Source organism: Leisingera sp. JC11 (assembly GCF_040704725.1).
Taxonomy (GTDB): Bacteria; Pseudomonadota; Alphaproteobacteria; order Rhodobacterales; family Rhodobacteraceae; genus Leisingera.
Genome location: NZ_JBFCVS010000003.1, coordinates 21,462 through 46,111 on the forward strand (window position 1 = coordinate 21,462; position 24,650 = coordinate 46,111).

The 24,650-nt window shown below is 64.2% G+C and carries 23 protein-coding genes; 13 read left to right on the forward strand and 10 right to left on the reverse strand.

Going from position 1 to position 24,650, the window contains the following annotated elements; translation table 11 throughout:
• Positions 1 to 43 precede the first annotated feature (43 nt).
• Positions 44 to 862, reverse strand: coding sequence for an ABC transporter ATP-binding protein (locus AB1A62_RS03810; protein WP_366660048.1), 819 nt, complete (start codon positions 860 to 862; stop codon positions 44 to 46).
• A gap of 88 nt (positions 863 to 950) precedes the next feature.
• Between AB1A62_RS03810 and AB1A62_RS03815 the strand changes: the two genes are divergently transcribed.
• Positions 951 to 1,136, forward strand: coding sequence for a hypothetical protein (locus AB1A62_RS03815; RefSeq protein ID WP_019295098.1), 186 nt, complete (start codon positions 951 to 953; stop codon positions 1,134 to 1,136).
• A gap of 53 nt (positions 1,137 to 1,189) precedes the next feature.
• Here the strand turns inward: AB1A62_RS03815 and AB1A62_RS03820 are convergent, their stop codons facing one another.
• Entirely contained in the window at positions 1,190 to 3,154 is a 1,965-nt protein-coding gene (locus tag AB1A62_RS03820; protein WP_366660525.1) for an AMP-binding protein, read from the reverse strand.
• Between the two features lie 456 nt (positions 3,155 to 3,610).
• Between AB1A62_RS03820 and AB1A62_RS03825 the strand changes: the two genes are divergently transcribed.
• The 4 genes from AB1A62_RS03825 to AB1A62_RS03840 all read left to right on the forward strand — a co-directional run bounded on the left by AB1A62_RS03825 (position 3,611) and on the right by AB1A62_RS03840 (position 6,948).
• Positions 3,611 to 5,512 carry a PAS-domain containing protein gene (locus AB1A62_RS03825; RefSeq protein WP_366660049.1) on the forward strand — a complete coding sequence of 634 codons (1,902 nt, stop codon included), beginning with the start codon at positions 3,611 to 3,613 and terminating at the stop codon, positions 5,510 to 5,512.
• Positions 5,509 to 6,213 carry a response regulator transcription factor gene (locus tag AB1A62_RS03830; protein WP_366660051.1) on the forward strand — a complete coding sequence of 235 codons (705 nt, stop codon included), beginning with the start codon at positions 5,509 to 5,511 and terminating at the stop codon, positions 6,211 to 6,213. Before AB1A62_RS03825 ends, AB1A62_RS03830 begins: the two co-directional genes overlap by 4 nt.
• A 67-nt stretch (positions 6,214 to 6,280) precedes the next feature.
• The gene (locus tag AB1A62_RS03835; protein ID WP_366660053.1) at positions 6,281 to 6,679 is read left to right on the forward strand and encodes an MAPEG family protein; all 399 of its coding nucleotides are present in this window, start codon (positions 6,281 to 6,283) and stop codon (positions 6,677 to 6,679) included.
• Positions 6,680 to 6,720: 41 nt separating this feature from the next.
• Complete coding sequence (locus tag AB1A62_RS03840) at positions 6,721 to 6,948, forward strand: WGR domain-containing protein (protein ID WP_222504269.1); 228 nt, start codon at positions 6,721 to 6,723, stop codon at positions 6,946 to 6,948.
• 87 nt (positions 6,949 to 7,035) lie between these two features.
• Here the strand turns inward: AB1A62_RS03840 and AB1A62_RS03845 are convergent, their stop codons facing one another.
• Positions 7,036 to 8,235 carry a hydantoinase/carbamoylase family amidase gene (locus AB1A62_RS03845; RefSeq protein ID WP_366660055.1) on the reverse strand — a complete coding sequence of 400 codons (1,200 nt, stop codon included), beginning with the start codon at positions 8,233 to 8,235 and terminating at the stop codon, positions 7,036 to 7,038.
• A gap of 144 nt (positions 8,236 to 8,379) precedes the next feature.
• Between AB1A62_RS03845 and AB1A62_RS03850 the strand changes: the two genes are divergently transcribed.
• The 5 genes from AB1A62_RS03850 to AB1A62_RS03870 are packed head-to-tail and all read left to right on the forward strand — an operon-like array spanning position 8,380 to position 12,132.
• Entirely contained in the window at positions 8,380 to 9,030 is a 651-nt protein-coding gene (locus AB1A62_RS03850) for a histidine phosphatase family protein (protein WP_366660057.1), read from the forward strand.
• Positions 9,031 to 9,051: 21 nt separating this feature from the next.
• Positions 9,052 to 9,666, forward strand: a complete 615-nt coding sequence (locus AB1A62_RS03855; protein ID WP_366660059.1) for a glutathione S-transferase family protein — start codon at positions 9,052 to 9,054, stop codon at positions 9,664 to 9,666.
• Positions 9,667 to 9,677: 11 nt separating this feature from the next.
• Entirely contained in the window at positions 9,678 to 10,730 is a 1,053-nt protein-coding gene (locus tag AB1A62_RS03860; protein ID WP_366660062.1) for a saccharopine dehydrogenase, read from the forward strand.
• A complete protein-coding gene (locus AB1A62_RS03865) occupies positions 10,727 to 10,993 on the forward strand; it encodes a SemiSWEET family transporter (RefSeq protein ID WP_366660064.1) in 267 nt (88 codons plus the stop codon). Before AB1A62_RS03860 ends, AB1A62_RS03865 begins: the two co-directional genes overlap by 4 nt.
• Complete coding sequence (locus tag AB1A62_RS03870) at positions 10,990 to 12,132, forward strand: saccharopine dehydrogenase family protein (RefSeq protein WP_366660066.1); 1,143 nt, start codon at positions 10,990 to 10,992, stop codon at positions 12,130 to 12,132. The genes AB1A62_RS03865 and AB1A62_RS03870 overlap by 4 nt, the downstream gene beginning before the upstream one ends.
• A 70-nt stretch (positions 12,133 to 12,202) precedes the next feature.
• Here AB1A62_RS03870 and AB1A62_RS03875 read toward each other — a convergent pair whose 3' ends face one another.
• The 4 genes from AB1A62_RS03875 to mutL form a co-directional block, all read right to left on the reverse strand.
• Entirely contained in the window at positions 12,203 to 12,526 is a 324-nt protein-coding gene (locus AB1A62_RS03875) for a DUF3775 domain-containing protein (RefSeq protein ID WP_366660068.1), read from the reverse strand.
• An 87-nt stretch (positions 12,527 to 12,613) separates the two neighbouring features.
• On the reverse strand, positions 12,614 to 13,918 hold the full coding sequence (locus tag AB1A62_RS03880) for an adenylate/guanylate cyclase domain-containing protein (protein WP_366660069.1): 1,305 nt from the start codon (positions 13,916 to 13,918) through the stop codon (positions 12,614 to 12,616).
• The gene (locus tag AB1A62_RS03885; RefSeq protein WP_366660526.1) at positions 13,919 to 15,295 is read right to left on the reverse strand and encodes a DNA recombination protein RmuC; all 1,377 of its coding nucleotides are present in this window, start codon (positions 15,293 to 15,295) and stop codon (positions 13,919 to 13,921) included.
• Between the two features lie 37 nt (positions 15,296 to 15,332).
• Positions 15,333 to 17,279: a DNA mismatch repair endonuclease MutL gene (gene mutL, locus AB1A62_RS03890; RefSeq protein WP_366660071.1), complete on the reverse strand. Its 1,947-nt coding sequence runs from the start codon at positions 17,277 to 17,279 to the stop codon at positions 15,333 to 15,335.
• 245 nt (positions 17,280 to 17,524) lie between these two features.
• Between mutL and deoC the strand changes: the two genes are divergently transcribed.
• Both deoC and AB1A62_RS03900 read left to right on the forward strand, forming a co-directional pair.
• The gene (deoC, locus tag AB1A62_RS03895; RefSeq protein WP_366660073.1) at positions 17,525 to 18,514 is read left to right on the forward strand and encodes a deoxyribose-phosphate aldolase; all 990 of its coding nucleotides are present in this window, start codon (positions 17,525 to 17,527) and stop codon (positions 18,512 to 18,514) included.
• An 11-nt stretch (positions 18,515 to 18,525) separates the two neighbouring features.
• A complete protein-coding gene (locus AB1A62_RS03900; protein ID WP_366660074.1) occupies positions 18,526 to 20,862 on the forward strand; it encodes an aldehyde dehydrogenase family protein in 2,337 nt (778 codons plus the stop codon).
• Between the two features lie 263 nt (positions 20,863 to 21,125).
• On the opposite strand, the gene rpsO is transcribed toward AB1A62_RS03900, so the two are convergent.
• From rpsO to AB1A62_RS03915, 3 genes are all read right to left on the reverse strand, one after another.
• A complete protein-coding gene (rpsO, locus tag AB1A62_RS03905) occupies positions 21,126 to 21,395 on the reverse strand; it encodes a 30S ribosomal protein S15 (RefSeq protein WP_019295116.1) in 270 nt (89 codons plus the stop codon).
• A gap of 163 nt (positions 21,396 to 21,558) precedes the next feature.
• Positions 21,559 to 22,557 (reverse strand): calcium-binding protein, encoded by a 999-nt coding sequence (locus tag AB1A62_RS03910; protein WP_366660076.1) that lies wholly within the window; start codon positions 22,555 to 22,557, stop codon positions 21,559 to 21,561.
• A 132-nt stretch (positions 22,558 to 22,689) separates the two neighbouring features.
• Positions 22,690 to 23,211 (reverse strand): DUF1643 domain-containing protein, encoded by a 522-nt coding sequence (locus AB1A62_RS03915; protein WP_366660078.1) that lies wholly within the window; start codon positions 23,209 to 23,211, stop codon positions 22,690 to 22,692.
• Between the two features lie 119 nt (positions 23,212 to 23,330).
• Between AB1A62_RS03915 and AB1A62_RS03920 the strand changes: the two genes are divergently transcribed.
• Positions 23,331 to 24,620, forward strand: a complete 1,290-nt coding sequence (locus AB1A62_RS03920) for a hypothetical protein (protein ID WP_366660079.1) — start codon at positions 23,331 to 23,333, stop codon at positions 24,618 to 24,620.
• Positions 24,621 to 24,650 lie beyond the last annotated feature (30 nt).

Below are 24,650 nucleotides of genomic sequence, written 5' to 3' on the forward strand. Positions count from 1 at the left end.
ACGGGTGTCACCCTGCCGGGGCCGGGTGTTGCTGCGGTGCAACTCAGTCATGGCTGACCCCCAGGTAAGCGTCGATCACATCCTGGTTGTTGCGCACCTCATCCGGGGTGCCGTCGCCGATTTTCTTGCCGTAATCCATCACCACGACCCGGTCGCTGAGGTCCATCACAACGCCCATATCGTGCTCGATCAGCGCGATGGTGGTGCCGAACTCGTCGTTCACATCCAGGATGAAGCGGGACATGTCCTCCTTCTCCTCGACGTTCATGCCGGCCATGGGTTCATCCAGCAGCAACAGCTTCGGTTCCGCCGCCAGCGCGCGCGCCAGTTCGACCCGTTTCTTCAGGCCGTAGGGCAGCCGCGCCACCGGCGTCTTGCGGATGTGCTGGATCTCCAGGAAGTCGATGATCTTCTCCACCACTTCCCGGTTCTCGGTCTCTTCGGCCTCTGCCTTGCCCTTCCACAGAGCCTGGGAAAACAGGCCTGTTTTCATGTAGTTGAGTCGCCCGGTCATGACGTTGTCCAGCACACTCATGCCTTCGAACAGCGCAATGTTCTGGAAGGTGCGGGCGATGCCCTGGCGCGCAACCTCATAGGGGCGCATCGGCGGGCGGCGCTTGCCGTGGAACAGCACTTCGCCTTCCTGCGGCACGTAGAAGCCGGAGATCACGTTCAGCATCGAGGACTTGCCGGCGCCGTTGGGGCCGATGATCGCGCGGATCTCGCCCTCGCGGATGTCAAAGGAGATATCCTGGATCGCCACCACACCGCCGAACCGCAGGGTGATGTTCTTCATCTCCATCACCACACCGCCGATGGTGCGGCCGTCATCAGTCACGTAGCTCTCGGAATTGTCAAGCATAACAACGGCCTCCATATTTCTGCCGCATAGAAATTTTAAGATTTCCATGCGATACTTGTTCAAAACGAGCAGCAAGGAGATCGACGTTATGTTCGGCGAACTTGAGCATTCCTGCCTTTTGAAGATGGCACTTGAATGCAAACAGATGGGCCTCAGCCAATCCGAAAGCCTGGCCTCCATCATGGAGCAGACACACGGGTTCAGCTCCCCCTTCAAGATCCAGCAGGTGGTCAACACCGCCTACAATCCCGGCCTCAACCCCGACCTGATCTGAGGATCTTCCGGCCTGCCCGGCACGGGGCAGGAGATTTTCCGGTGAAACGTGCATCATTCCGCGGCCACCTTGTGAACCGCTGCCGGTTTTACTTCGGCATCGACGATGGTCAGCGTCGCCTTGATTGAGCCCTTGCGGCCGTCCTCATAGGTCACTTCGGTGACGGTCGAGACCTTTTCCGAGCCGTCGTAGAGCGCAGTGATGATATCGTCGAATTTCTCCTCGACGATGCGGCGGCGCACCTTGCGGGTACGGGTCATTTCGCCGTCATCGGCATCCAGCTCTTTGTGCAGCACCACAAAGCGGTGCACCTGGCAGCCCGACAGCATCGGGTCCTCGGCCACTGACTTGTTCACCGCAGACACATGCGACCGGATGGTTTCCAGAACCTTCGGATGGCCTGCCAGCTCCTGATAGGAGGCATAGGCGATATTGTTGCGTTCCGCCCAGTTGCCCACCGCCGTCAGGTCGATGTTGATGAAGGCGACGCAGCGGTCGCGGCCATTGCCGAACAGCACTGCCTCCAGGATGTCCGGGTAGAATTTCAGCTTGTTTTCAACATACTTGGGCGCAAACATGCTGCCATCGGCCATCTTGCCCACGTCCTTGGCGCGGTCGATGATCCGCAGATGGCCGGAGCCTTCTTCGAAGAAACCCGCATCGCCGGTAGCCACCCAGCCCTCCGGGTCCTTGGTCGAAGCGGTGGACTCCGGATTGTTGAAATACTCAACAAAGGTGCCGGGCGAGCGGTAGTGGATCTCGCCGTTGTCGTCGATCTTGATCTCGACCTCCGGCGCCGGCACGCCAACGGTATCGGCACGCACTTCGCCATCCGGCTGCACGGTGATGAACACGGTGGCCTCGGTCTGGCCGTAGAGCTGTTTCAGGTTGATGCCCAAGCTGCGGTAGAAATCGAAGATCTCCGGCCCGATCGCCTCCCCCGCGGTATAGCCCACACGGATGCGGCCATAGCCCAGGGTGTCCTTAAGCGGGCCGTAGACCAGAACATTGCCCAGCGCGTATTTCAGGCGGTCCATCAGGCCCACCGGCTTGCCGTCCAGAATGTTGCCGCCGACCTTTTTCGCGTGCGCCAGGAAGTGGTGGAACATCTTGCGCTTCAGGGCGCCTGCGTCCTCCATCCGGATCATCACATTGGTCAGCTGGCCTTCGAACACCCGCGGCGGCGCAAAGAAATAGGTCGGGCCGATTTCGCGCAGGTCGGTCATCATGGTGTCCTGGCTTTCCGGGCAGTTCACGCAGAAGCCGCACCAGTAGGCCTGGCCGATCGAGAAGATGAAGTCGCCCACCCAAGCCATCGGCAGGTAGGACAGGATATTCTCGCCCTGGGTCAGATGGTCGAACTCGGCAGAGTTCTTGGCGCTTTGAATCACGTTGCGATTCGACAGCACCACGCCCTTGGGCTTGCCGGTGGTGCCGGAGGTGTAAAGCATCACGCAGGTGCTGTCGTAGTCCAGCTTGGCCTGGCGCGACTGCAGCTCGCCGATCAGTTCGTCATGGGCGGCGCGGCCCTGGTCCTGGATGTGGCTGAACTGGTGCAGCTGGGTGTGGTCGTACTTCCGCATGCCGCGCGGATCGAGATAGATCATGTGCTCGAACTGATGCAGCTGATCCTGGATCTCGATCACCTTGTCGGCCTGCTCCTGGTCGCCAACGATCACGAAGCGCGCGCCGCAATGGCCCAGCACATAGGCCATCTCCTCGGCCACCGCGTCCTGATACAGCGGCACCGGCACGGCACCCACAGCCTGCGCGGCAACCATCGACCAGTAGAGGTAGGGGCGGTTGCGGCCAATAATGGCAACGAAATCGCCTTCCTTCACGCCAAGGTTGATGAGACCCAGCGCCAGCGCCTCGATTTCCTTTGCCGTCTCGGCCCAGGTCCAGCATTGCCAAATGCCGAATTCCTTTTCCCGGTAGGCCGGCGCGCCCGCGAATTGCGCCGCATTGCGTTGAAGCAGCGCCGGCAGGGATTGCATCCCTTCGGCGCCCGTCTGCATCTGAGCCAACTTTCTCTCCTCCCTTTCCGGCGTCACTGCCGGACTGGCCGCTGCCCGCGGCTCTGGCCCCGATTAGGGACAGCGGCAGGTTAGCCCGTCAACTTTTTCCTGATGTTTTCCCAAATCTTACGAATTGTAACAGCGCAATTCCCCTTGTTTTGAAGCCTGTTACGCTGGCAGCTGACACTCCGCGAAAGCCGAACATTGCGTTGCGGATTAACCAACAGGGCACATTCGCGCGCGATACGACCAAAAAGATGATGTTTCGAATCAAACTTCGGCAGGTGATTTCTGAAACATCCGGTCAGGCGGCTTGCTGCCCGGGATCTGTGTTCAGAAACCCCCGGCAACCAGAGGACGATCTCACCTTTGACGCCACGGCATCTGCCCCCCCCGCGGCCGAATGGCAATTTGCCCCTCACCCGCCCCGGTGCTAGCCATGAACCGGGGAGAGCCATGAACCGGACAAGCAAACAGCACGCCGCCATGACCACCGCCGGGCTGAATCTGATCGCCCAGGCGTTGTCGATCTATGACAACGATCTGCGGCTGGCGGTCTGCAACCGGCGCTTCCAGGAGATGTTCAACCTGCCGGATCATCTGGTTCAGCCCGGCGCATCCTTTTCCGACACCATCCGCCACCTGGCCGAAGCCGGTGAATACGCGCCGGAAAGTGATATCGAGGAGATCGTGCAGAGCCGGGTCGATCAGGCGCTGGATTTCGTGCCTCACTATCTGGAGCGCGAGCGGCCCAACGGCCAAACGATTTCAATCGAAGGCTCACCGCTGCCGCAAGGCGGCTGGGTCACCGTCTATACCGATATCTCCCGCGCCAAACGGGCGGAGCAGCTTTTGCGGTCCCGGTCAGAGGAGCTGTCAGAAAAGCTGATTGCCCATACCGAGGAGCTGTCTGCAGCCAACCGCCAGCTAAAAGCAGCGAATACTGCCCTGGAAGAGGCCAAGCGCCAGCTGACCGAAATCGAAGGCCGCACCCGCCTGACGACGGAGATGATGCCCGCCCATATCGCCCATGTGGATGCGGACGGTCATTACACCTATACCAACCGCCGTCTCAGCGCGGTGTTTCCGGGCCGCCCGTCAGAGATTCTTGGGATGCATATCTCCGACGCGCTGGGAGAGGCCGCTTTTGAACGGATCGAGCCGCATTTGCTGGCCGCCTACAAGGGCAGCAGCCCGGTATTCGAGTTCACCGAAAGCCACGGCAGCCGCCGGATCCGGGTGGCCTTCACCCCGGATCAGCAGGGCGGCGTCTATATCCTGTCAATGGATGTGACCGAGGAAACCCAGACCCGTGTCGCCCTGCAGCAGGCCCGCCGCCGCGAGATGGCCGCGCAGATGACCAGCGGGTTGGCGCATGATTTCTCCAACCTTCTGACCATCATTCTGGGCATGCAGGGCAAGCTTGAGAAGATGGGGCTGGGTGGCGAAGCCGGGGATCTGGTCCAAGGCACTCTCTCAGCCGCCCGGCGCGGCGGCCGGCTTTTGAACCGGATTGCCGAGATGACCAGCCAGCGCACCCTGCGCCCGCAGGCCACCGATATGCACGCGCTTCTGGATGAGCTGAAAGTGCTGGCCTCGCCCTCGCTGCCGCAGGGCGTCGGGCTCAGCATTCTTGATAATCTGCCGGATCAGGTGCTGCTGCTGGACGCCGGCAAGCTGCAGGATGCGCTGCTGAACCTGATCCTGAACGCCCGCGACGCCTGCAGTACCTCCGGCCAGATCACCGTCAGCGCCCATGCCGTCGGCCAGACCTGGGTCGAAATCACCGTGACCGACACCGGCCCCGGGTTCTCACCCGAGGCACTGGAAAAGGCGCTGAACCCCTTCTTCACCACCAAGGGCAGCGAGGGCTCCGGCCTCGGCCTGCCCATGGTCTATGACATGGCAAAACTCGCCGGCGGCGACATGCGGCTCGGCAACGGCATCACCGGCGCCGCGATCACCCTGCGCCTGCCCTACCGCCCGGCCCCGGATGCAGGCGGCGGCATGGCGCTTCTGGTCGAGGACAGCGAGGAGCTGCGCGCCGCCTTCCGCGACATGCTGATCGACCTCGGCTTTTCGGTGATCGAGGCCGCCAGCGTGGATGAGGCCTGCGCGCTGACAGCTGACTTGCCGGACATTGCCCTCGTGCTGTCGGATATCAAGCTCGAAGGCACCGCCACCGGCGTCGACCTGGCGGCCCGGCTGGACGGCTCCGGCCTGCCCTGCATCCTGATGACCTCTCTGCCGGTGAGCGACCCGCTGTTCCGCAAGGCATTGAAATGCGGCCCGGTTTTGCGCAAACCTTTCACCATCCACCAGCTGTCCGAGCTGATCCAACCGGAGCGCGCCGCATGACATCGCCCTTGGTCACCATCCTGGATGACGAGCCGGAAATCCGGCAGATCCTGACCGAAACCCTGGAGGACGCAGGTTTCCGCACCCAAAGCTTTGCCCGCGCCCGCGAGTTCGAGGCCGCGCTGAACCGGGTGACGCCGGATGTCTGCCTGGTCGACCTGTCGCTGCCCGACACCGACGGGCTGGCGCTGGTGCACCGGCTGGCGCTGGAACAGGGCGCCGCTGTGATCATCATCTCCGGCCGGGCGCAGGTGCAGGACCGGGTGACCGGACTGGAGCTGGGCGCTGATGATTACATCACCAAACCCTTCGATCCGGCCGAAGTGGTGGCCCGCGTCCGCGCCCGGCTGCGCAGCGGCCCCCGCACCTCAGCTCCTGCCAGCAACACCGCGCTGTTTGCCGGCTGGACCGCCCATTTCGACCGCTACGTGCTGGAGGACGAAAACGGCGCAGAAACCCCGTTCTCCCACGCGGAGGGCGAAGTGCTGCGGCTGTTTCTGGACAGCCCCAAGCGGCTGATCTCCCGCGCCCAGATGCAGGAGATGCTGGGTGGTGCAGCCGGTGACAGCTTTGACCGGGCGATGGATGTGCGCATTTCCCGCCTGCGCACCAAGCTGCGCGAAGACCCCAAGAACCCGCGGCTGATCAAGACGATTTACGGCGCAGGCTATATCTTTTTGGGTGATGTGGAGTGGGCCTGACCCCCTTCAGGTAGAAAACCGCCCGCCCCGCACTACGCTCAATCTGATCAATCAGAAGGAGCGAAAGATGACGCAGCTGCAGTATTTTACCGCCCTTTCCGGACTTTGGGTGGCGCTGGCCTGGCTGCCCTATATCCTGGACCGGGTCATGGTCCGCGGGCTGATGGGGGCGATGGCCAATCCCGGTCCCAGCGACCTGCCGCAATCGCTGTGGGCGCAGCGCGCGCACCGGGCGCATATCGTCGGCGTCGAACTGTTTGCCGCCTTCGCGCCGCTTTCCATCCTGGCGATGCTGGTGCTGCCACCAGAGGATCAGCCCGGCACCCTGGGCCTCACCTTCTTCTTCGGCATGGCGGCGCATTACATCATCTACACCATCGGCCTCCCGGTCCTGCGCACGCTGGCCTTTTCGGTGGCGGCCCTGTCTTCCGCGATTCTGGGCCTCGCCCTTCTCGGCGCAGCATAGAGATTCTTGCCCGGGCGAATCACTTGGCATAGAATCGGCACATGGCCACCTGTCTGCTCTACCGCCAAGCCCCCTCGCGCCCGTCGCGGTTCTACCGCATTGAGCTGGCGATGAACCTGTTCTCCGAAGTCTCCGTGCTGCGGGAATGGGGCGTGGCGGGCGGCAACGGGCAAAGCGTGATCAATATCTATGGCAACCTGCGCGAGGCCTCGCTGGCCGCCGACAAACATCGCAACCGGATGATCAAACGCGGCTACGGCCGGGCCTGACCCGCGCCGCGCCAGCGGCGCCCTGCCCAACTGTGACCGCCTTCCGCCAGGTGGGCAGGGAACAGGCGGGAGAGCGCCTGCGTAATATCAAACCGCCAAGGCAAGGGCAGCGCGGTCCAGCACCTTCAGCCCAAGCACCAGATCCGCTTCATCGGTGTCCTCGTCAAAGGCATGGCTGATGCCGCCGATGGACGGGACAAACAGCATCCCTGCAGGCATCACTGTTGCCAGATTGGCCGCATCATGCAGCGCGCCTGAGGGCATCTTCTGCCACTTGCTAGGGGCCAGCGCCTCCGCCGCGTCTGCCAGTTCCACCTGGAACCGTGCAGCCATCGCGGCCGGTTCTATGCCCATCACCGGACCAAGCTTCGCCGTCACGCCGTGGCTGGCAGCTATCTCCTGCGCGGTGTCCTCGATGATGGCTTCCATGCGTGCCAGCCGGCCGGCATCCGCATCCCGCCACTGCATGGAGAACTCCACCCGCCCCGGCACCACAGAGGACGCATTGGGATGCAGCGCCACATGTCCGATGGTCCAGACCGTGGCGGGGGTCACCACATTGGCAAACCGGCTGTTTAGAACCGCATTGAAGGCGGAAAGCGCCTGGAACGCATCCCGGCGCAGATGCATCGGCGTGGTGCCTGCGTGGTTCTGGCGGCCTTCGAACGTGATGCGCATGTCGCGGATGCCGACGATATCCGTCACCACCCCAAGCCTCAGCCCGGTTTCCTCCAGATAGGGCCCCTGCTCGATATGCATCTCCAGAAAGCCGCTGAACCGGCTGTGCGGCAGGAAATCCCCGGCCTGTTCCGCGATCTGCGCCCGCATGTCCGCTAGGGTATTGCCAGTGTTGTCGGCAAAGCCGTCCGCCTCAGCCAGCGCCAGCTTGCCGGTCCAGACATCCGAGCCGGTCAGCACTCCGAACCGCCCCTCCTCATCCTGGAAGCTGACGCAGGAGATGGGCGGCCCCCCTGCTTCCCTGGCCGCGCGGGCAACCTCCAGCCCGGCCGCCACACCCAGCGCCCCGTCCAGCCATCCGCCCTCGGGCTGGCTGTCGCTGTGCGACCCCAGCAGCAGGCTCTTCTCCGCGGCCAGCCCGAACAGGTTGCCGAGCGGGTCGAAATGCGGCTCTAACCCCGCCTTTTTCATCCGTCCCGCCAGCCATTTGCGCGCAGCGATGTCGGCATCCGAGTAGGCCTGCCGCACCACCCCCTTGCCCACGCCCGACGCGCCAAAGCTGCGCAGTTTGCGCAGGTCATCGAGAAAGCGCTGAGGGTCGAGGGGCATGGCAGGTCTCCTATCTGGCAACAGCACACTGGGCCAAGTTTTCCTTGGCCTCAACGAATTTGATCTTGGCGGCGGCAAGCCTGCCCTTTTCTCTGCCTGCAAGCTCCCCTAAGACTCCCCCGGTAACAACGGAGCCGCCCGCCCATGTCCCACATCACGCTGATCCGCCACGGCCAGGCCAACACCCAGGCCCGCGACGAGGCCAGCTATGACCGGCTGAGCGATCTGGGCCACCAGCAGGCGGCCTGGCTGGGTGACCATCTGCGGGCCAGCGGCAGCCATCATCCGCGTATCTATTGCGGCACGCTGACCCGGCATACCGAAACCGCAGCCTCGATGGGCTTTGCCGATGCGGTGCAGGACGCCCGCCTGAACGAGATGGAGTATTTCACCCTCGCCGAGGCGATGCGCGATCAGCACGGGCTGCCGATTCCAGAGGAACGCGAGGGGTTCGTCGAGCACCTGCCCAAGGTCTTTACCGCCTGGGCGGCCGGCGACATTGCCGAACCATACGAAAGCTGGGAAAACTTCGAGACCCGCACCCGGCAGGCGCTGGAAGAGATCGCGGCGGGAGACGGCCCGGCATTGGTGGTGACCTCCGGCGGGCTGATCTCGATGGCGCTGCGGCAGGCGATGGGGCTGGACACCGCGGGCATGGCCCGGATTGCCCTGGCGGTGATGAACACCTCGATGCACCGGCTGTTCCCCATCGGCGGCCACTGGAGCCCGGTTTTGTTCAACGCGGTGCCGCATCTGGAAGCGCCGGACCGGCATTTTGCCCAGACACATCTCTGAGACATTAACGGGAGGGACGACATGCAGCTCTACTACGCCCCCAACACCATTTCTGTGGCCGTGGCCATCGCGCTCGAAGAAGCCGGGATCGAATATGAAGCGGTGAAGATCGACTTTGCCGCCAAGGAACAGACCGGTGCGGCCTATGCCCAGATCAACCCCAAGGGCCGGGTGCCCGCACTGGCGGTCGAGGGCGGCATCCTGACCGAAACCGGCGCGCTGCTGGAATACATCGCCGACATGGCGCCCGAGGCAGCTTTGCGCCCGCAGGACCCGGTGCTGCTGGCCCGGATGCGCGAGGTGATGTTCTACCTCGCCTCCACCATGCATGTGAACCACGCGCACCGCTTGCGCGGCGCCCGCTGGGCCAAGGAGCGGACCAGCTGGAAGGACATGCAGAAGATGGTGCCCCAGACCATGGCGGCCTCCTGCGGCTACATCAGCCAGTTCGGGCTGCGCGGGCCTTTTGTGCTGGGGGACGAGGTCAGCCTCGCCGATTGCTACCTTTACGTGGTTTGCACATGGCTGGAGGGCGACGGGGTGAACGTGGCGGACTTCCCGAAAATCCAGAACTTCATGACGGCAATGGAACAGCGCGCATCTGTGCGCGCAGTCTATGCCAAGGGAATGCTTTGAAGGACATGACAATGACGCATCTGTGGGTACGGGCCGAGCAGCGCCCCAACGAAGACCGGGTGGGCCTCACCCCCGAAGGCGCCAAGGCGCTGCTGGCCGCGGGCATCAAGGTCACGGTCGAGGAAAGCTCGGTGCGGGCAATCCCGCTGCAGGGCTACATTGATGCAGGCTGCGAGATTGCGCCGGAGAACTCCTGGCCGGGAGCGCCTGCGGACGCGATCATCTTCGGCCTCAAGGAGCTGCCCGAGGACGGCACCCCGCTGCCGCACCGCCACATCATGTTCGGCCATGCCTTTAAGGGCCAGCACTCCGGCAAGGCTTTGCTGGAGCGGTTCAAGGCCGGCGGCGGCACGCTTTATGATTTGGAGTATCTGGTCGATGAAACCGGCCGCCGGGTCGCCGCCTTTGGCTACTGGGCAGGCTATGCCGGCGCCGCAGTGACGCTGAAATCCTGGGCGGCCCAGCAGCGCGGCGAGCTGTGCGGGCCGGTTGGCGTCTATCCCGGCAAGGACGCGCTGCTGGCAGAATTGGGTGCTGAGCTTGACGCCCTGAACGTCAACCGCCCGACCGCCATCGTGATCGGCGCGCTTGGCCGCGTCGGCACCGGTGCGGCTGATCTTTGCGAAGCAATGGGCGTCGCCGTCACCAAATGGGACATGGCCGAGACCGCAAGCGGCGGCCCGTTCCCGGAAATCCTGGCCCATGACCTGTTCCTGAACTGCATCTTCGCGCGCCCGGGCACCCCGGTTTTTGTCCCGCGCGAAGCTTTGACTGCGGACCGCAAACTGACCGCCATCGGCGATGTCGCCTGCGACCCGGACAGCGACTACAACCCAGTGCCGGTCTATGACCGCGCCACCACCTGGGAGGCCCCCGCCCTCCGCGTGGCCGAAAACCCGGTGCTGGACGTGATGGCGATCGACAACCTGCCGTCGATGCTGCCGGTTGAAAGCTCCGAGGATTACGCGGCCCAGCTGCTGCCCTCGCTGCTGGCCCTGACCGATCTGGACAGCGGCGTCTGGGGCCGGGCCAAGGCCACCTTCCTGGAGCACCTGCCGGAATGACCGCAACTTCCATCGGGTTTCTGGCGGCCATCCTCGGCACCATCTGCTGGCTCCCCCAAGCCTGGAAGGCCTGGGCCACGCGAGATACGGCAGGGCTGTCGCTGCCTGCAAACCTGATGTTTCTCGGAACCGTCAGCCTGTGGCTGATCTATGGACTGCTTATGGGCGATGCGCCCATCATCCTTGCCAATGCCTGCTCCATCGTCATCGTTGTGGCGATCATCGGGGCAATCCTGAAATTCAAGAAAGGGACTGACACATGACTATTCACTGGTGCGGCACCGGCCTGTCGGCAATCCCCGGCCTGCGCCGCCTGCTGGAAGCGGGCCATGACGTGGCGGTCTGGAACCGGACCACCGACAAGGCGCGCGAGGCGGTTGGCGACCTGACCACTAACATCCACGCCTTCAGCATCGCCAACCTGGGCCAGATGCTGAGCCCCAAGGACGTCATCGTCTCCATGCTGCCCGGCGACTGGCATGTGCCGCTGGCAGAACTGGCCATCGAGCACGGCGCACATTTCGTCTCCTCCTCCTACATCGCACCGGAAATGCGGGCGCTGGACCAGAATGCCAAGGACGCAGGCGTCTGCCTGATAAACGAGGTGGGCCTGGATCCCGGCATCGACCACCTGATGGCGCATGCGCTGGTTGCGGACTACAAGGCTTCCGATGCTTTTGATCCGGTAAACGAGATCAGCTTCATCTCCTATTGCGGCGGCATCCCCAAGACGCCGAACCCGTTCCGCTACAAGTTCAGCTGGTCGCCTTTGGGCGTGCTGAAGGCGCTGCGCTCACCCTCCAAGTCGATCCGCGACTTCAAGGCGCTGGACGTTGCCCGCCCCTGGGACGCGATCTCCTCCTACGAGGCGCCGCTGCCCGCACCGGAAAGCTTCGAGGTCTACCCGAACCGCGACTCGATCCCCTTCATGGGCCAGTACGAGTTCGGCGAAGACTGGAAAGTGAAGGAATTCGTCCGCGGCACCCTGCGCCTTAACGGCTGGGCCGATGCCTGGGCGGATGTGTTCAAGGAGGTCGAAACCCTTTCCGGCCCCGAAGGCGACGCCCGCCTCAAGGAAATGTCGGATCAGTTCTGGGCCGAGAATGCTTATGACGAGGGTGAGCCGGACCGAGTGGTGCTCTGCGTCGGCCTGAAAGCCGAGAAAGACGGCGCCGAGGTCTGGCACAAGACCTATGTCATGGACGCCTGGGGCGACGAGCGCGGCACCGCCATGGCGCGTCTGGTCTCCTATCCGGTGTCCTTTGCCATCGAGGCCGCGATGAACGGCAAGATCGCCGCCGGCGTCCACGCCGCGCCGAGCGACCCAGCCCTGGTCGAAAAGTGGATGGCTGAGATCGGCAAGCTGGCCCAGCATCTTGAGGTCGTTGACAGCAAGGCTTGATAACACGTTGCAAAATGCAGAGGGCGCCGGATTGCGGCGCCCTTTTGCATTGCGAACCAAAGCTGCGGGTTCAGCGGCCGATCACATCGTCCTCGACATCATTGACGTCGATCCCCAGCGCTTCCAGCCCGGCCTCCAGATTGTCGGCCAAATGCGGCGTGCCAAGCAGGTAATCGACAGTCGGCGTGGTAGCTTCCTGGCGGGCGGTATAGATCGCATCCGCCAGTTCCTCAGGCTCGAAACTGCCGCGGCCGACCCACATGATGCCGACCAGTTCGGATTGCTGGTCCTCGCTCATCCGGTCGATGAAGGCGCGCAGCTCTCCTTCCGCCCGGCCCAGTTCCCGGGCCATCATCGCCACCTGCGCCACTTTGCGGACTGAGATCTCCAGCATTGCTCCATTCCTTCTGTTCGCTGCCTCAGCATATCAAACCGCAGGCAAAACGCCTAAGTCTTTGATCTGGGGCAAATGGAGCGGCGGCTACCCCTGCGCCTTCCCGAAGAGCGCAAGCCCCTTGCTGTGCCCGCGCAACACCTCTGCCGGCAATGCGGTCCAGCCGTCGCGCGCGGGCTCTGCCCCGGCCTCCCGCAGCAGCGCGGCAGAGGCGATCACCGCCATGCCCTGCGCCTTGGTCAGCTGCTCGAGCCGCGCCGCAGTGTTCACCGTGTCGCCAAAAACAGAATACTCCAAGCGCTTCGGCGTGCCGGTCACGCCCGAATACACCTCGCCCCAATGCACCCCGATCCCCACGCCCAGACCGGTTTCCCCGGCCGTCTCCCGCTCCCGGCGCCAGCCCTTCATTTGCGCCAGCAGCCCCTCCGCGCAATCCAGCGCCCGCACCGCGGCCCGCTCGCCATCAAACAGGATCATCGCCGCGTCGCCGATGTATTTGTCGATCAGACCTCCGGTCCCGGCCGATACATCTTCCACCCGCGCCCTGAATTCCGTGATCAGGCGGCTCACTTCCTGCGGCTCGCGGCCCTCGCACCAGCTGGTGAAGCCGCGGATGTCGATGAACAGGATCGCCATCTGGAGCTGGCGGCCTTCCCGCAGCGCCTCCAGCCCGCCCCCGGCCAGGCGGTCTGCCAGCTGCGCCGGCAGGTAGCGGGTCAGGTTTGCCTTCTGGCGGGCCTCTTCGATGGAGCGATGCAGCAGAGCCCGCATCCGCACCGCAGCCACCACCAATACCGCGCCAGCCAAGCACAGCATCACCAGGCGCATGAAATTCGGCGGCGAATCCAATGTCAGCCTGATCCTTCCCACCAGATCCGGAGCAGCTTCAGGCGGCTGCCACAGGATCATCCAGCCAAACCCGGCTGCGATCAGCAGCAGCATCACCGCAAGACGCAAGGGGCTGAGCCGCAGCACACCGAAGGCCAGCACAACGGGGGCCATCCAAACGGCGGGCATGGCAAAGACCGCGCCGCCTGGCACACCGGTATTCACCAGCGACAGAAAGGTGTTCAAAAGAAGGAATGAGCAGTCTGTCAAAACCGCCAGCCAAATCATCCAAGGCTTGAACAGCCCTCTGCCGATCATCCAATAGATCAGCACTCCGACCGCCAGATAAGAAAGCATGGTGGCTGCCGCCAGCCCGATCTGGCGCCGCAAATGCGGCTCGTCAATCACGCGCACTGACTCTACTGCCAGCATCATCGCCAGCAAAAGCCCCACTGCCACGGCAATCCGCAAAAGCGCAACGATGCGTTCGGCTTCCACCTCAGCTGCGTTCAACAGCGCTGCCTCTCCCGCAGCCCCTGCACGCAATGCCGTCGGCAGCCGCATCTACTCTTCCGCCAGCAGCGCCACCTGGCGCGGTTCGACTTCCACCTGGCCCGGATCTTCCAGCTCAGCACCGTTGGAAACCACCCCCATCGCTTCGAACCGCCGGGCAGACGGCAGCACCCGGGCCTCCAGCGAGCCCACCGCCTTGTTGTAGTTGTTGACCGAAGAGGACAGCGACCGCCCGACCGACGCCAGGTTCTTGGAGAAGGTCGCCAGCCGGTCATAGAGCTCCTTGGCGGTCTTCTGCACTTCAACCGCGTTCTCCGCCATCTTTTCCTGCTGCCAGCCGTATGCAATCGACTTGACCAGGGCCATCAGCGTGGTCGGTGTGGCGATCAGAACCTTGTTTTCAAAGGCATACTCAATCAGCCCTGGGTCCGCTTCCGCCGCAGCCGACACAAAGGTTTCGCCGGGGATGAACATCACCACGAAATCCGGCGTCTCGCCCAGGGCACTTTGATAGGACTTGGAGGCCAGCTGCCGCACATGGGTCTTCACATGGTTTGCGTGGCGGGCCAGCGCCGCCTGCTGCTGATCCGGCGTCTCCGCCTCAAGCGCATCCAGATAGGCCTCCAGCGGCGTCTTCGCGTCCACCACGATGCTCTTGCCGCCGGGAATGCGCACCACCGCGTCGGGGCGGCGCAGGCCGTCATCGGTGCCGACGCTCTTCTCCAGCTCGTAATCCACGTGTTCGGCCATGCCGGCCATCTCGAACACCTGGCGCAGCTGCATCTCGCCCCAGCGGCCGCGGGTCTTGGGCGCCCGCAGGGCCTGCACCAGCTTGCGGGTCTCGCCGCCCAGCGCCGCCTGACCCTCGGCCAGATGCTTCACCTGCGCCTTGATCGCGCCATACGCCTCGTTGCGGGCCTGCTCGATTTCCTTGATCCGCTCGCCGAACTGGCCCAGCTTCTGGTCCAGCGGTTTCACCAGGCTTTCGATCGCGGCGTGGCGCTTGGCCAGATCCGCATCCGCTGTCTTGCTGTGCGCCTGGAACCGCTCGCTGACCAGGCTCAGGAAGCTCTCGGAATTCTGCTTCAGCACGCCATTGGCCAGCGCGGCAAACTTGTGCTCCATCTGCTGGTTCATGTGATTGAGCTCTTCCAGCCGCGCCGCGTGCTCGGCTTTCAGCGCCTGCACCTGCGCCTCCGCATGATAGCGCGCGGCGCGTTCATTTTCGCTGGTGCGGCGCAAGGTTGTCAGCTCGTCCGTCAGCTCCGGCAGCCGGGCGACTTCGGCTTTCAGTCCGGCGATATGGCTGCGCTGATCCGCGTTCACCTGCTCCAGAAGCCGCGCGGCACCGCGCAACCGCCAGCCTGCCAGCGCCAGAAGCGCGGCCAGCCCCGCCAGCGCGTAGATTGCCCATTGGGCCTGTTCCATTGTCACTGCTCGTCCTCCCTTTAGCGGGGGTTCTTGTTCATGTGCGCCCGAACAGGCGCTCGATATCTGCCAGTTTCAGTTCCACATAGGTCGGGCGGCCATGGTTGCACTGGCCGGAATGGGGGGTTGCCTCCATCTCGCGCAAGAGCGCGTTCATCTCCTCCCCCCGCATCCGGCGGCCGGAGCGGATCGAGCCATGGCAGGCCACCCGGCTCAGGATCGCCTCCACCCGGGCCTGCACCAGCTGGCTTTCGCCCTGATCCGACAGCTCATCCAGGATGTCCTTGATCATCGCCTCGGCGTTCACCTCGCCCAGGATCGCCGGAGTTTCCCGCACCGCAATGGCATTGCCGCCGAACGCCTCGATGCCAAGCCCGAACTTTGCCAGTTCATCGGCCACCCCCAAAAGACAGGCGCAGTCGTTGTCGCTGAGTTCGATGATTTCCGGGATCAGCAGCGCCTGCGCCGCGACGCCGTTTTCGGCCATCTGGCGTTTCAGCTTCTCATAGACCAGCCGCTCATGCGCGGCGTGCTGGTCGACAATCACCATGCCGTCGGTGGTCTGGGCGATGATGTAATTCTCATGCACCTGGCCGCGCGCCGCGCCAAGCGGCAGGGCTTCGGCCCCGGGCGCGGCGGCTTCTGTCGCATCCGAGGGCTGACCCGAGGCCATCGGAGCCTCCGGCGTTTCTGTCACTTGGCCGCTGTAGGCGCCGGCCAGCTCCGCAAAGCCCGGAGACGCCGGGGGCTGATAGGCGGGCGCGGGCGCAAAGCTGTCCGGCTGCTGCCCCGCATAAGATGCCGTCCGTGCGCCTAAGGAGGGACGGTCCATCTGATAGATCCGGGGGGCACCGGTTGCCGTGGGCTGCTCCGCCTTCATCGCCCCCAGCGTGGCACCGGCCACGGTGGTCGAGGCGCGGTGCCCGGCCTCCGCCAGCGCATGGCGCAGGGAGGAAACGATCAGCCCGCGCGCCAGGCCGGGATCCCGGAATCTCACTTCGGATTTCGCCGGATGCACGTTCACGTCCACCAGTTGCGGGTCGCAATCGATGAACAGTGCCGCCGCCGGGTGGCGGTCGCGGCTGAGGAAATCGAAATAGGCCGCCCGCAGTGCCCCGGTCAGCATCTTGTCCTTCACCGGCCGGGTGTTCACAAACAGGAACTGCGCCACTGCTGCGCCGCGCGAATAGGTCGGCAGCGCCGCATAGCCGTAAAGCCGGATGCCCTCGCGGCTGGCGTCGATCTTCAGCGCGTTTTCGGCAAACTCCCGCCCCAGAACCGAGGCCAGCCGCCCGTGCAGCGCATCGAACAGGTCGCCGCTCAAGGGATCGGCGCGGAAAGTGACCCGCCCCTCACCGCCGCCCGACACATCGCGCAGCGTGAACCCCACCGAAGGCTCCGCCATCGCCAGACGTTTTACAGTATCCCCGATCGCCTGAGCCTCGGCTCTGTCTGTGCGCATGAACTTGAGCCGCGCCGGGGTGGCAAAGAATAGGTCGCGCAGCTCGACAATGGTGCCCGCGCGCAAGGCGGCCGGCTTCACCGGCTCCAGCTTGCCGCCGGAGACCCGGATCTGCGCCGCCTCATGGCCCTGCGCCCGGCTGGTGATCGTCAGCCGCCCGACCGCGCCGAGTGAAGGCAATGCCTCGCCGCGGAAGCCGAAGGTGTGGATGTTCAGCAGATCAGAGCCGTCGATCTTGGATGTCGCATGGCGGCTCAGCGCCAGCGGCAGGTCCTCCGGCGTCATGCCGCAGCCATCGTCGGTGACCCTGATCAGGGTTTTGCCGCCATCGGCGATCTCCACCGTGATCCGAGTGGCACCGGCGTCAATGGCATTTTCCACCAGCTCTTTCACGGCTGAGGCGGGGCGTTCCACCACTTCGCCCGCGGCAATCCGGTTGATTGCGCTGTCATCCAGCTGGCGGATGATTGGCCGACTGTTCAGGGCGTTTTCTTCGCCGATATGGGGTTCTGCACTGCTCATACCCCTAAATTTAGCATGTATGGGCGATTCTTCCACCGGAATGCGCAGCCGCCCCGCCGCGATTGAGTTAAACCAAAAAGTACCCCAATAGAGCCATGTCCCAGCGGCTTTCCGCGCGGGCACAGGCCCTGCCTCTTGAAATTTTTGTCCATTTAGTCAAAAAACATGCCCGTCTGCGGGGCCGCTCGCTTGCCAATATGCCGCACCCGTGCGATTTTCGCACGGAACTCTTCCGAGGATTTCCAATGGATAGCCAAACCGCTGAACGAAGCGCGCAGCTGCCGCAGCTGGCAGAGCCGCGCAATCCGGGCATGGATCTGGACCTGGACTGGGTCGCTGCCGTGCAGGCCAACACATCGGCCATCGAACGCCGCTGCGCCACCCTGCCGGGCCGCCGCAGCGTCAAGAAAGACCACCAGGCCGCCTGGCTGCTGAAAGCCATCAGCCTGATCGACCTCACCACCCTGTCCGGTGACGACACCGAAGGCCGCGTCCGCCGCCTGTGCGCCAAGGCGCGTCAGCCGGTCAGCGCAGGCCTTCTGCGCAGGCTGGGGATGGAGGGCCTCACCACCGGCGCGGTCTGCGTCTACCACGACATGATCCCGACCGCGGTCAAGGCGCTGGAAGGCACCGGCATTCCGGTTGCCGCGGTCTCCACCGGTTTTCCGGCCGGCCTGTCGCCGTTTCACCTGCGGGTGGCGGAGATCGAGGAAAGCGTCAAGGACGGTGCCGAGGAGATCGACATCGTGATCACGCGCCGTCATGTGCTGCAGGGCAACTGGCAGGCGCTTTATGACGAGATGAAAGCCTTCCGCCAGGCCTGCGGCGACGCCCATGTGAAGGCGATCCTCGCCACCGGCGAGCTAGGGTCCTTGCGCAACGTGGCGCGCGCCTCGCTGGTCTGCATGATGGCCGGCGCCGATTTCATCAAGACCTCCACCGGCAAGGAAAGCGTCAACGCCACCCTGCCCGTCTCGCTGGTGATGATCCGCGCGATCCGCGATTACTACGACCGCACCGGCTACCGCGTCGGCTACAAGCCTGCGGGCGGCATTTCCAAGGCCAAGGACGCGCTGGTGTACCTGGCGCTGATGAAGGACGAGCTGGGCGACCGCTGGCTGCAGCCCGACCTGTTCCGCTTTGGCGCCTCCTCGCTGCTGGGTGATATCGAGCGCCAGCTGGAACATCATGTCACCGGGGCATACTCCGCCGGCTACCGCCACTCCATGGGCTGAGGGCTGAACACATGACCATCAAAGAGATTTTCGACACCATGGACTACGGCCCTGCCCCCGAAAGCGCTGCCGAGGCACTGGCCTGGCTGGTTGATCAGGGCAGCCGGTTCGGCCATTTCATCAACGGCGGGTTCACCGCCCCCGGCGACGGCTTCGACAGCAGGAACCCGGCCACCGGCGAGGTGCTGGCCACCCTGACCCAGGCCACGCAAGGTGATGTGGATGCCGCAGTTGAGGCCGCCCGCAAGGCGCAGGGCAGCTGGGCCGGTCTTGGCGGCGCGGGCCGCGCCAAGTACCTCTATGCCATCGCGCGCCTGCTGCAGAAACACGCCCGCCTGTTTGCGGTGCTGGAGACGCTGGACAACGGCAAACCGATCCGCGAAAGCCGCGACATCGACATCCCCCTGGCGCAGCGGCATTTCTACTACCACGCGGGCATGGCGCAGCTGATGGAGAGCGAGCTGCCGGATGCCGAGGCCCTCGGTGTCTGCGGCCAGATCATCCCGTGGAACTTCCCGCTCCTGATGCTGGCGTGGAAAATTGCCCCGGCCATCGCCATGGGCAACACGGTGGTGCTGAAACCAGCGGAATACACCTCCCTGACCGCACTGCTGTTCGCCGACATCTGCCGCCAGGCGGGCCTGCCCAAGGGCGTGGTCAATATCGTCACCGGCGACGGCGCCGTAGGCGAGATGATCACCGCAGCGGATGTGGACAAGATCGCCTTCACCGGCTCCACCTCCGTCGGCCGCAAGATCCGCGAGGCCACCGCAGGCAGCGGCAAGGCGCTGACGCTGGAGCTGGGCGGCAAGTCGCCCTACATCGTCTTTGACGACGCCGATATTGATTCCGCCATCGAAGGCCTTGTCGACGCCATCTGGTTCAACCAGGGCCAGGTCTGCTGCGCCGGCTCGCGCCTCTTGGTGCAGGAAGGCATCGCTGACCGCTTCCACACCAAGCTGAAGGCCCGCATGGACGGGCTGCGCGTCGGCAACCCGCTCGACAAATGCATCGACGTCGGCGCCGTGGTCGACCCGGTGCAGCTGGACACCATCAGCGGCATGGTTGCGGCCAACACCGCAGGCACCATGCACCAGGCACAGGTCGAGATGCCCGCGGGCGGCTGCTTCTACCCGCCGACGCTGATCGAGGGGCTGTCGCCCGCCGATCCGCTGATGCAGGAGGAGATCTTTGGCCCGGTGCTGGTCTCCTGCACCTTCCGCACCCCGGCGGAAGCCGTGGAGCTGGCCAACAACACCCGTTACGGGTTGGCTGCGACCGTCTGGACCGAAAACGTCAACCTGGCCCTCGACATGGCGCCGCAACTGGCCGCGGGCGTGATCTGGGTCAACGGCACCAATATGTTCGACGCCGCCGCCGGTTTCGGCGGTGTGCGCGAAAGCGGCTTCGGGCGCGAAGGCGGCTGGGAGGGGCTTGCCGCCTATACCCGTCCGAAATCGAAGGCCAAGCAATTGGCCAAGGTTGAGGCGTTTGCCGGCAATGGCGCCCCGGTGGACCCGCTGGATCGCACCGCCAAGCTCTACGTCGGCGGCAAGCAGGCGCGCCCGGATGGCGGCTACAGCCAGGCCGTCTATGGCAAGTCCGGCGCGCTGCTGGGCCACGTTGGCCTTGCCAACCGCAAGGATATCCGCAACGCGGTGGAGGCTGCGGCGGGTGCTGGCAAGTGGTCCAAGACCACCGGGCATCTGCGGGCGCAGATCCTCTATTACATCGGCGAAAACCTTTCCGCCCGCGCGGATGAGTTTGCAGCCCGCATCGACGCGATGACCGGCAAGAAGGGCGGCGCGGCAGAGGTCGAGGCTTCGATCCAACGCCTGTTCTCCGCTGCGGCCTGGGCCGACAAATACGATGGGCAGGTGCATGGCGTGCCGATCCGCGGCGTGGCGCTGGCGATGAAGGAGCCGGTTGGCTTGATCGGCGCTCTCTGCGCAGATGAGGCGCCGCTGCTGGGCCTGGTCTCGGTGATGGCGCCGGCCATTGCCATGGGCAACCGGGTGGTGCTGGCGGCCTCCGAACCCTTCCCGCTGGCGGCAACCGATTTCTACCAGGTTCTGGACACTTCGGACGTGCCCGGCGGCGTGGTCAACATCCTGACCGGCAGCCATGCGGAGCTGGCCAAGCCGCTGTCCTCGCATCTGAACTTGGATGCGGTCTGGAGCTTCTCCTCCACCGATCTGTCCGCAGGAATCGAGGCGGCTTCGGCGGGGAACCTGAAGCGCACCTGGGTCAACAACGGCACCGCAACCGACTGGATGCAGGACCGGACCAAGCGCTTCCTGCAGGAGGCCACCGAGATCAAGAACATCTGGGTGCCCTACGGCGAATAACCCGCGCCGCTTCCGGCAAAGACAAAACGCCGCTCCATCCGGGGCGGCGTTTCGTTTTCAAACCGGCCACGGGCCCGCAAAGGCCTGCCGTGCCGCAGGCAGCAACCGCCCGTGTGCAGCACGGGCCACGCCCAAGGCCAAAGGCTGCCCGCGCAGCCGTGGGGCCTGCAGGCGGGGGAGCACACCGCTGTATTGCAAGGCAGGTGTAAAAGAAAACGCCCGCTCCTTTCGGAACGGGCGCAGAAAATCCGGATAAGCGCGGATTAGCGGCGGATGCCCAGGCGCTTGATCAGGTCCTGGTAACGGGCCTCATCCTTGCCTTTGGTGTAGTCCAGCAGCTTGCGGCGCTGAGCAACCATTTTCAGGAGGCCACGGCGGCCGTGGTTGTCCTTCTTGTGGGTTTTGAAGTGCTCAGTCAGGGTGTTGATGCGCGAGGTCAGGATTGCAACCTGGACTTCCGGGGAACCGGTGTCGCCTTCTTTGGTTGCGAATTCTTTCATCAGGCGCGCTTTTTCTTCCGCAGTGATCGACATCGGGGTCTCCTTCATAGGTTAGAGTGGATGGCTCAGGCCGGGATGTCGTCCAGCACAGGCCCGTGGAGATACCTGCCGCAGAATCGCGGCAGATGCGGGCGTATAAGCTGTTTCCGCTGCAAAGGCAAAGACTATGTGGGCGGTCCGGCATCAGCTGTCCAGACTACTGCGGCAGCATTCCGGCCGCCGCAGCCGATGCAGTGTCGATCAGCACCAAGTCAGCCACGGTCAGGCCTTCTGCGCCCGAGACCCGCAAAACCGGTTCCCCGTTCACAAGTATCAGCCGCTCTCCTTCGGCTACCGGATTCTGCTGCACCGCCACCTGCGGTTCCTCACCGCCCTCGAAGTCCCAGACCAGCACCAGCTGGTCCTCTGCGGCATCATAATCCATCAGCTGCACGACTCCGGCAGTGCCGGTCCAGCTGCCCGCTGCAAAGAGATCGGCACCTGCGCCGCCGGTGAGCACATCACCTGCCCCGGCAACCAGCGTGTCATCCCCATCACCGCCGTTGAGAAAGTCCTGCTCAGTGCCATCCCCGGCGCCGGATACCGCGTCATTACCGGTGCCGCCGAACAACGCATCTTCACCGGCGCCGCCAGTCAGGCTGTCGTCGCCGTCATTGCCATGCAGCGAATCCGCGCCGTCTCCGCCTTCCAGCCAATCCTCCTCCCGGCCGCCATGCAGCACATCCGCACCGCGGCCGCCCAGCAGGCTGTCATTGCCGAAATGCCCGTACAGTGTGTCGCCGCCTTCCCCGCCTTGCAGGGCGTCATCTCCGTCTTCGCCATGCAGCAGGTCCTCATCTGCACCGCCAAACAGGCTGTCATCTCCGGCACCGCCGTGCAGCACATCGCTGCCGGAACCGCCCTCCAGCCAGTCCTCCCCGCCATACCCGCCGATCTGGTCATCACCACCGCCGCCGCTGATGCTGTCGGCCTGGCTGCTGCCCGCCAGCACATCGCCGTGTTCGGTGCCGGTCAGGGTTTCGCCATCTTCCGCGCCTGCTGACTCCGCGCTGCCCCCGTCTGCCACCGCCTCGCCGCCGGGCTCGATGAAGCCGCCGTCCAGACCGTCACCCTCCGCCTCAGGGCCGGACGGGGCGCTGCTGCCCTCATCCTCATCGGTCCCGGTCTCCGCCAGGACGGCTCCGCCTACCGCCATCAGTCCCAACATGCTCGCCAGCCACAACATCGCCACTCAACCCCAAGACACAAAAGCAATCAAGAACACACTTTCATGCTGCAAACCGAATAGCAAAACAAAACAAGAACATCAGTTAACGGGTGTTTGAGATCAGGACCCGGTGCCCGCAAGCCACGGCTGCGGCTGCTGGCTGTAGGCGATGTACAAAGGATGCTTCGGATGACCCGCCTTGCTGAGGCCAAGGTGATGGAGCGGTTTGCCCGTTTCCCGCAGCGTGCTTTCCACCCGTGCGCCCTGGCCGCGATGTGCGCCATGGGTACCCCAGGCGCAGATCACCATATCCGCCCACTCCATGCCTTCAAGGATGGCGGCCATGTTGTCCGGCCCCTCCGGCGTCTCCAGCCTGCGCATCTCCCGCGGGTCGGTCACCCGGCAGGCAAAGATGTTGGTGGCCCGGAACCCGCCGAACCCCAGTGCCCGGGCGCGCCGCTCGCAGCGCTCGATGGTGGGGTCGTTCTGCACTTCGGTTGCGGTCGAAGGGTTCAGCATCACGAACATCACCCGCGGCCCGGCCGGATCCCAAACCCGGGTCAGGCTGTAGCGGTAGGTTTCGCAGTCGGAATAAACGGCGGTCGAGGGCGCATCGCCCTTGGTGTGGCTGCGGATGATCATGGCGGCGTTTTTAGACCGGCACAGGTTGCGTTCCAAGCAGGTTTACCGCAATCTGAAGCAGAACCGCGGGCGCATTTATTACCGCGATGGCTTTGATCGGTTTTTTTGACCTGAGCGATATGGAACTTCTTATCTTCCTTGCACTTGCAGGCTCCGCCATAGCACTTGGCTTTGACGGAGCAGAAAACTCCGGCGAAGAAACCGCCGGACCGGCGGAACCGGACACTCCGGTTGAACCAGACCCGCAACCCCAATCCATCCAACTGTCCGGCACCGCGGGAACAGACGACGTGCTGGACGGCGGGGATGGAAACGACACGCTGACGGGCAATGCCGGCGACCTGGATCTGCTGGCCGGCGGCAGCGGCGATGATGAATTGCATCTGGGTGCGGACAATACCGCCCGGGGCGGCCCGGGGGCAGACCGCTTTGTCCTGGACGATGAGGGCAGCCGTCAAACGCTGATCGAGGATTTTGAACTGGGCGCCGACCGGCTGGCCCTGACGCCCAATAACTTGGGTTACGTTGAGCTGATCGAGGCCGAAGACGGCATCGGCCTGCGCTTCATCGACACCCTCAACAACCAAACGATCCTGACCCTGCCGGGCGTTTCCCTGGGTGAAGGTGAAACTCTGCAAGTGGATTTTCTGACCAGTGGTGGCGACGTTGACCGCACGGTGCGCTTTGAAGGACCCGGCGGAACCGCGCCGTTCACCCTGGATGCGATCCGCGGCACATCGGGCGGCGACAGTCTGAGTGGCACTGCAGGCGACGACGTGATCTTTGGCGAAAGCGGTGCTGATACCCTGTCCGGCGGCGCAGGCGACGACACGCTATTCAGCGGCAGCGGCGCGGTCCACTATGATGGCTCCTACAATCACTACCCCGGCGACCTGACCCAGGTTGGCGACGACGGCGATGTGCTCGACGGCGGCGCCGGGGATGACCAGCTGTGGATCGGCCCGGGCACCATCGCCACAGGCGGCGAGGGGGCGGACAGCTTCCACGCCTATACCAATGTTTACGAAGCCGGAACCCCAGCAGCGGAAATCACCGATTTCGATCCTGCAGAAGATCAATTGCGGATCGACTTCCCGGTTGTTGCCGGCTTCGGGTCCGTTCCCAGCTACAGCTTCGAAGATGCCATTGCCGGGCTGAGCGTTGCCTACGACGCGGACGAGGACAGCACCCTGATCGCCATGGACGGCATCGCTGTCGCGGCATTGCCAGGCGACCAGTCAGGGATCAGCATTGCCTTCCACGACGACTATTCTACGGATGAAGACCGCTGGATGGATGCGGCGGGAAATACAATCAGCGCCGTGGAGGGCAGGCAGGCAGCTATCATCCTGACCGCGCAAGAGTATTACTCTGTGTTCGGGGAAAACGGAACAGCCGGTTCAGTATAGTCCGGGCCGCAACAGCAGCGCTGACCCAAA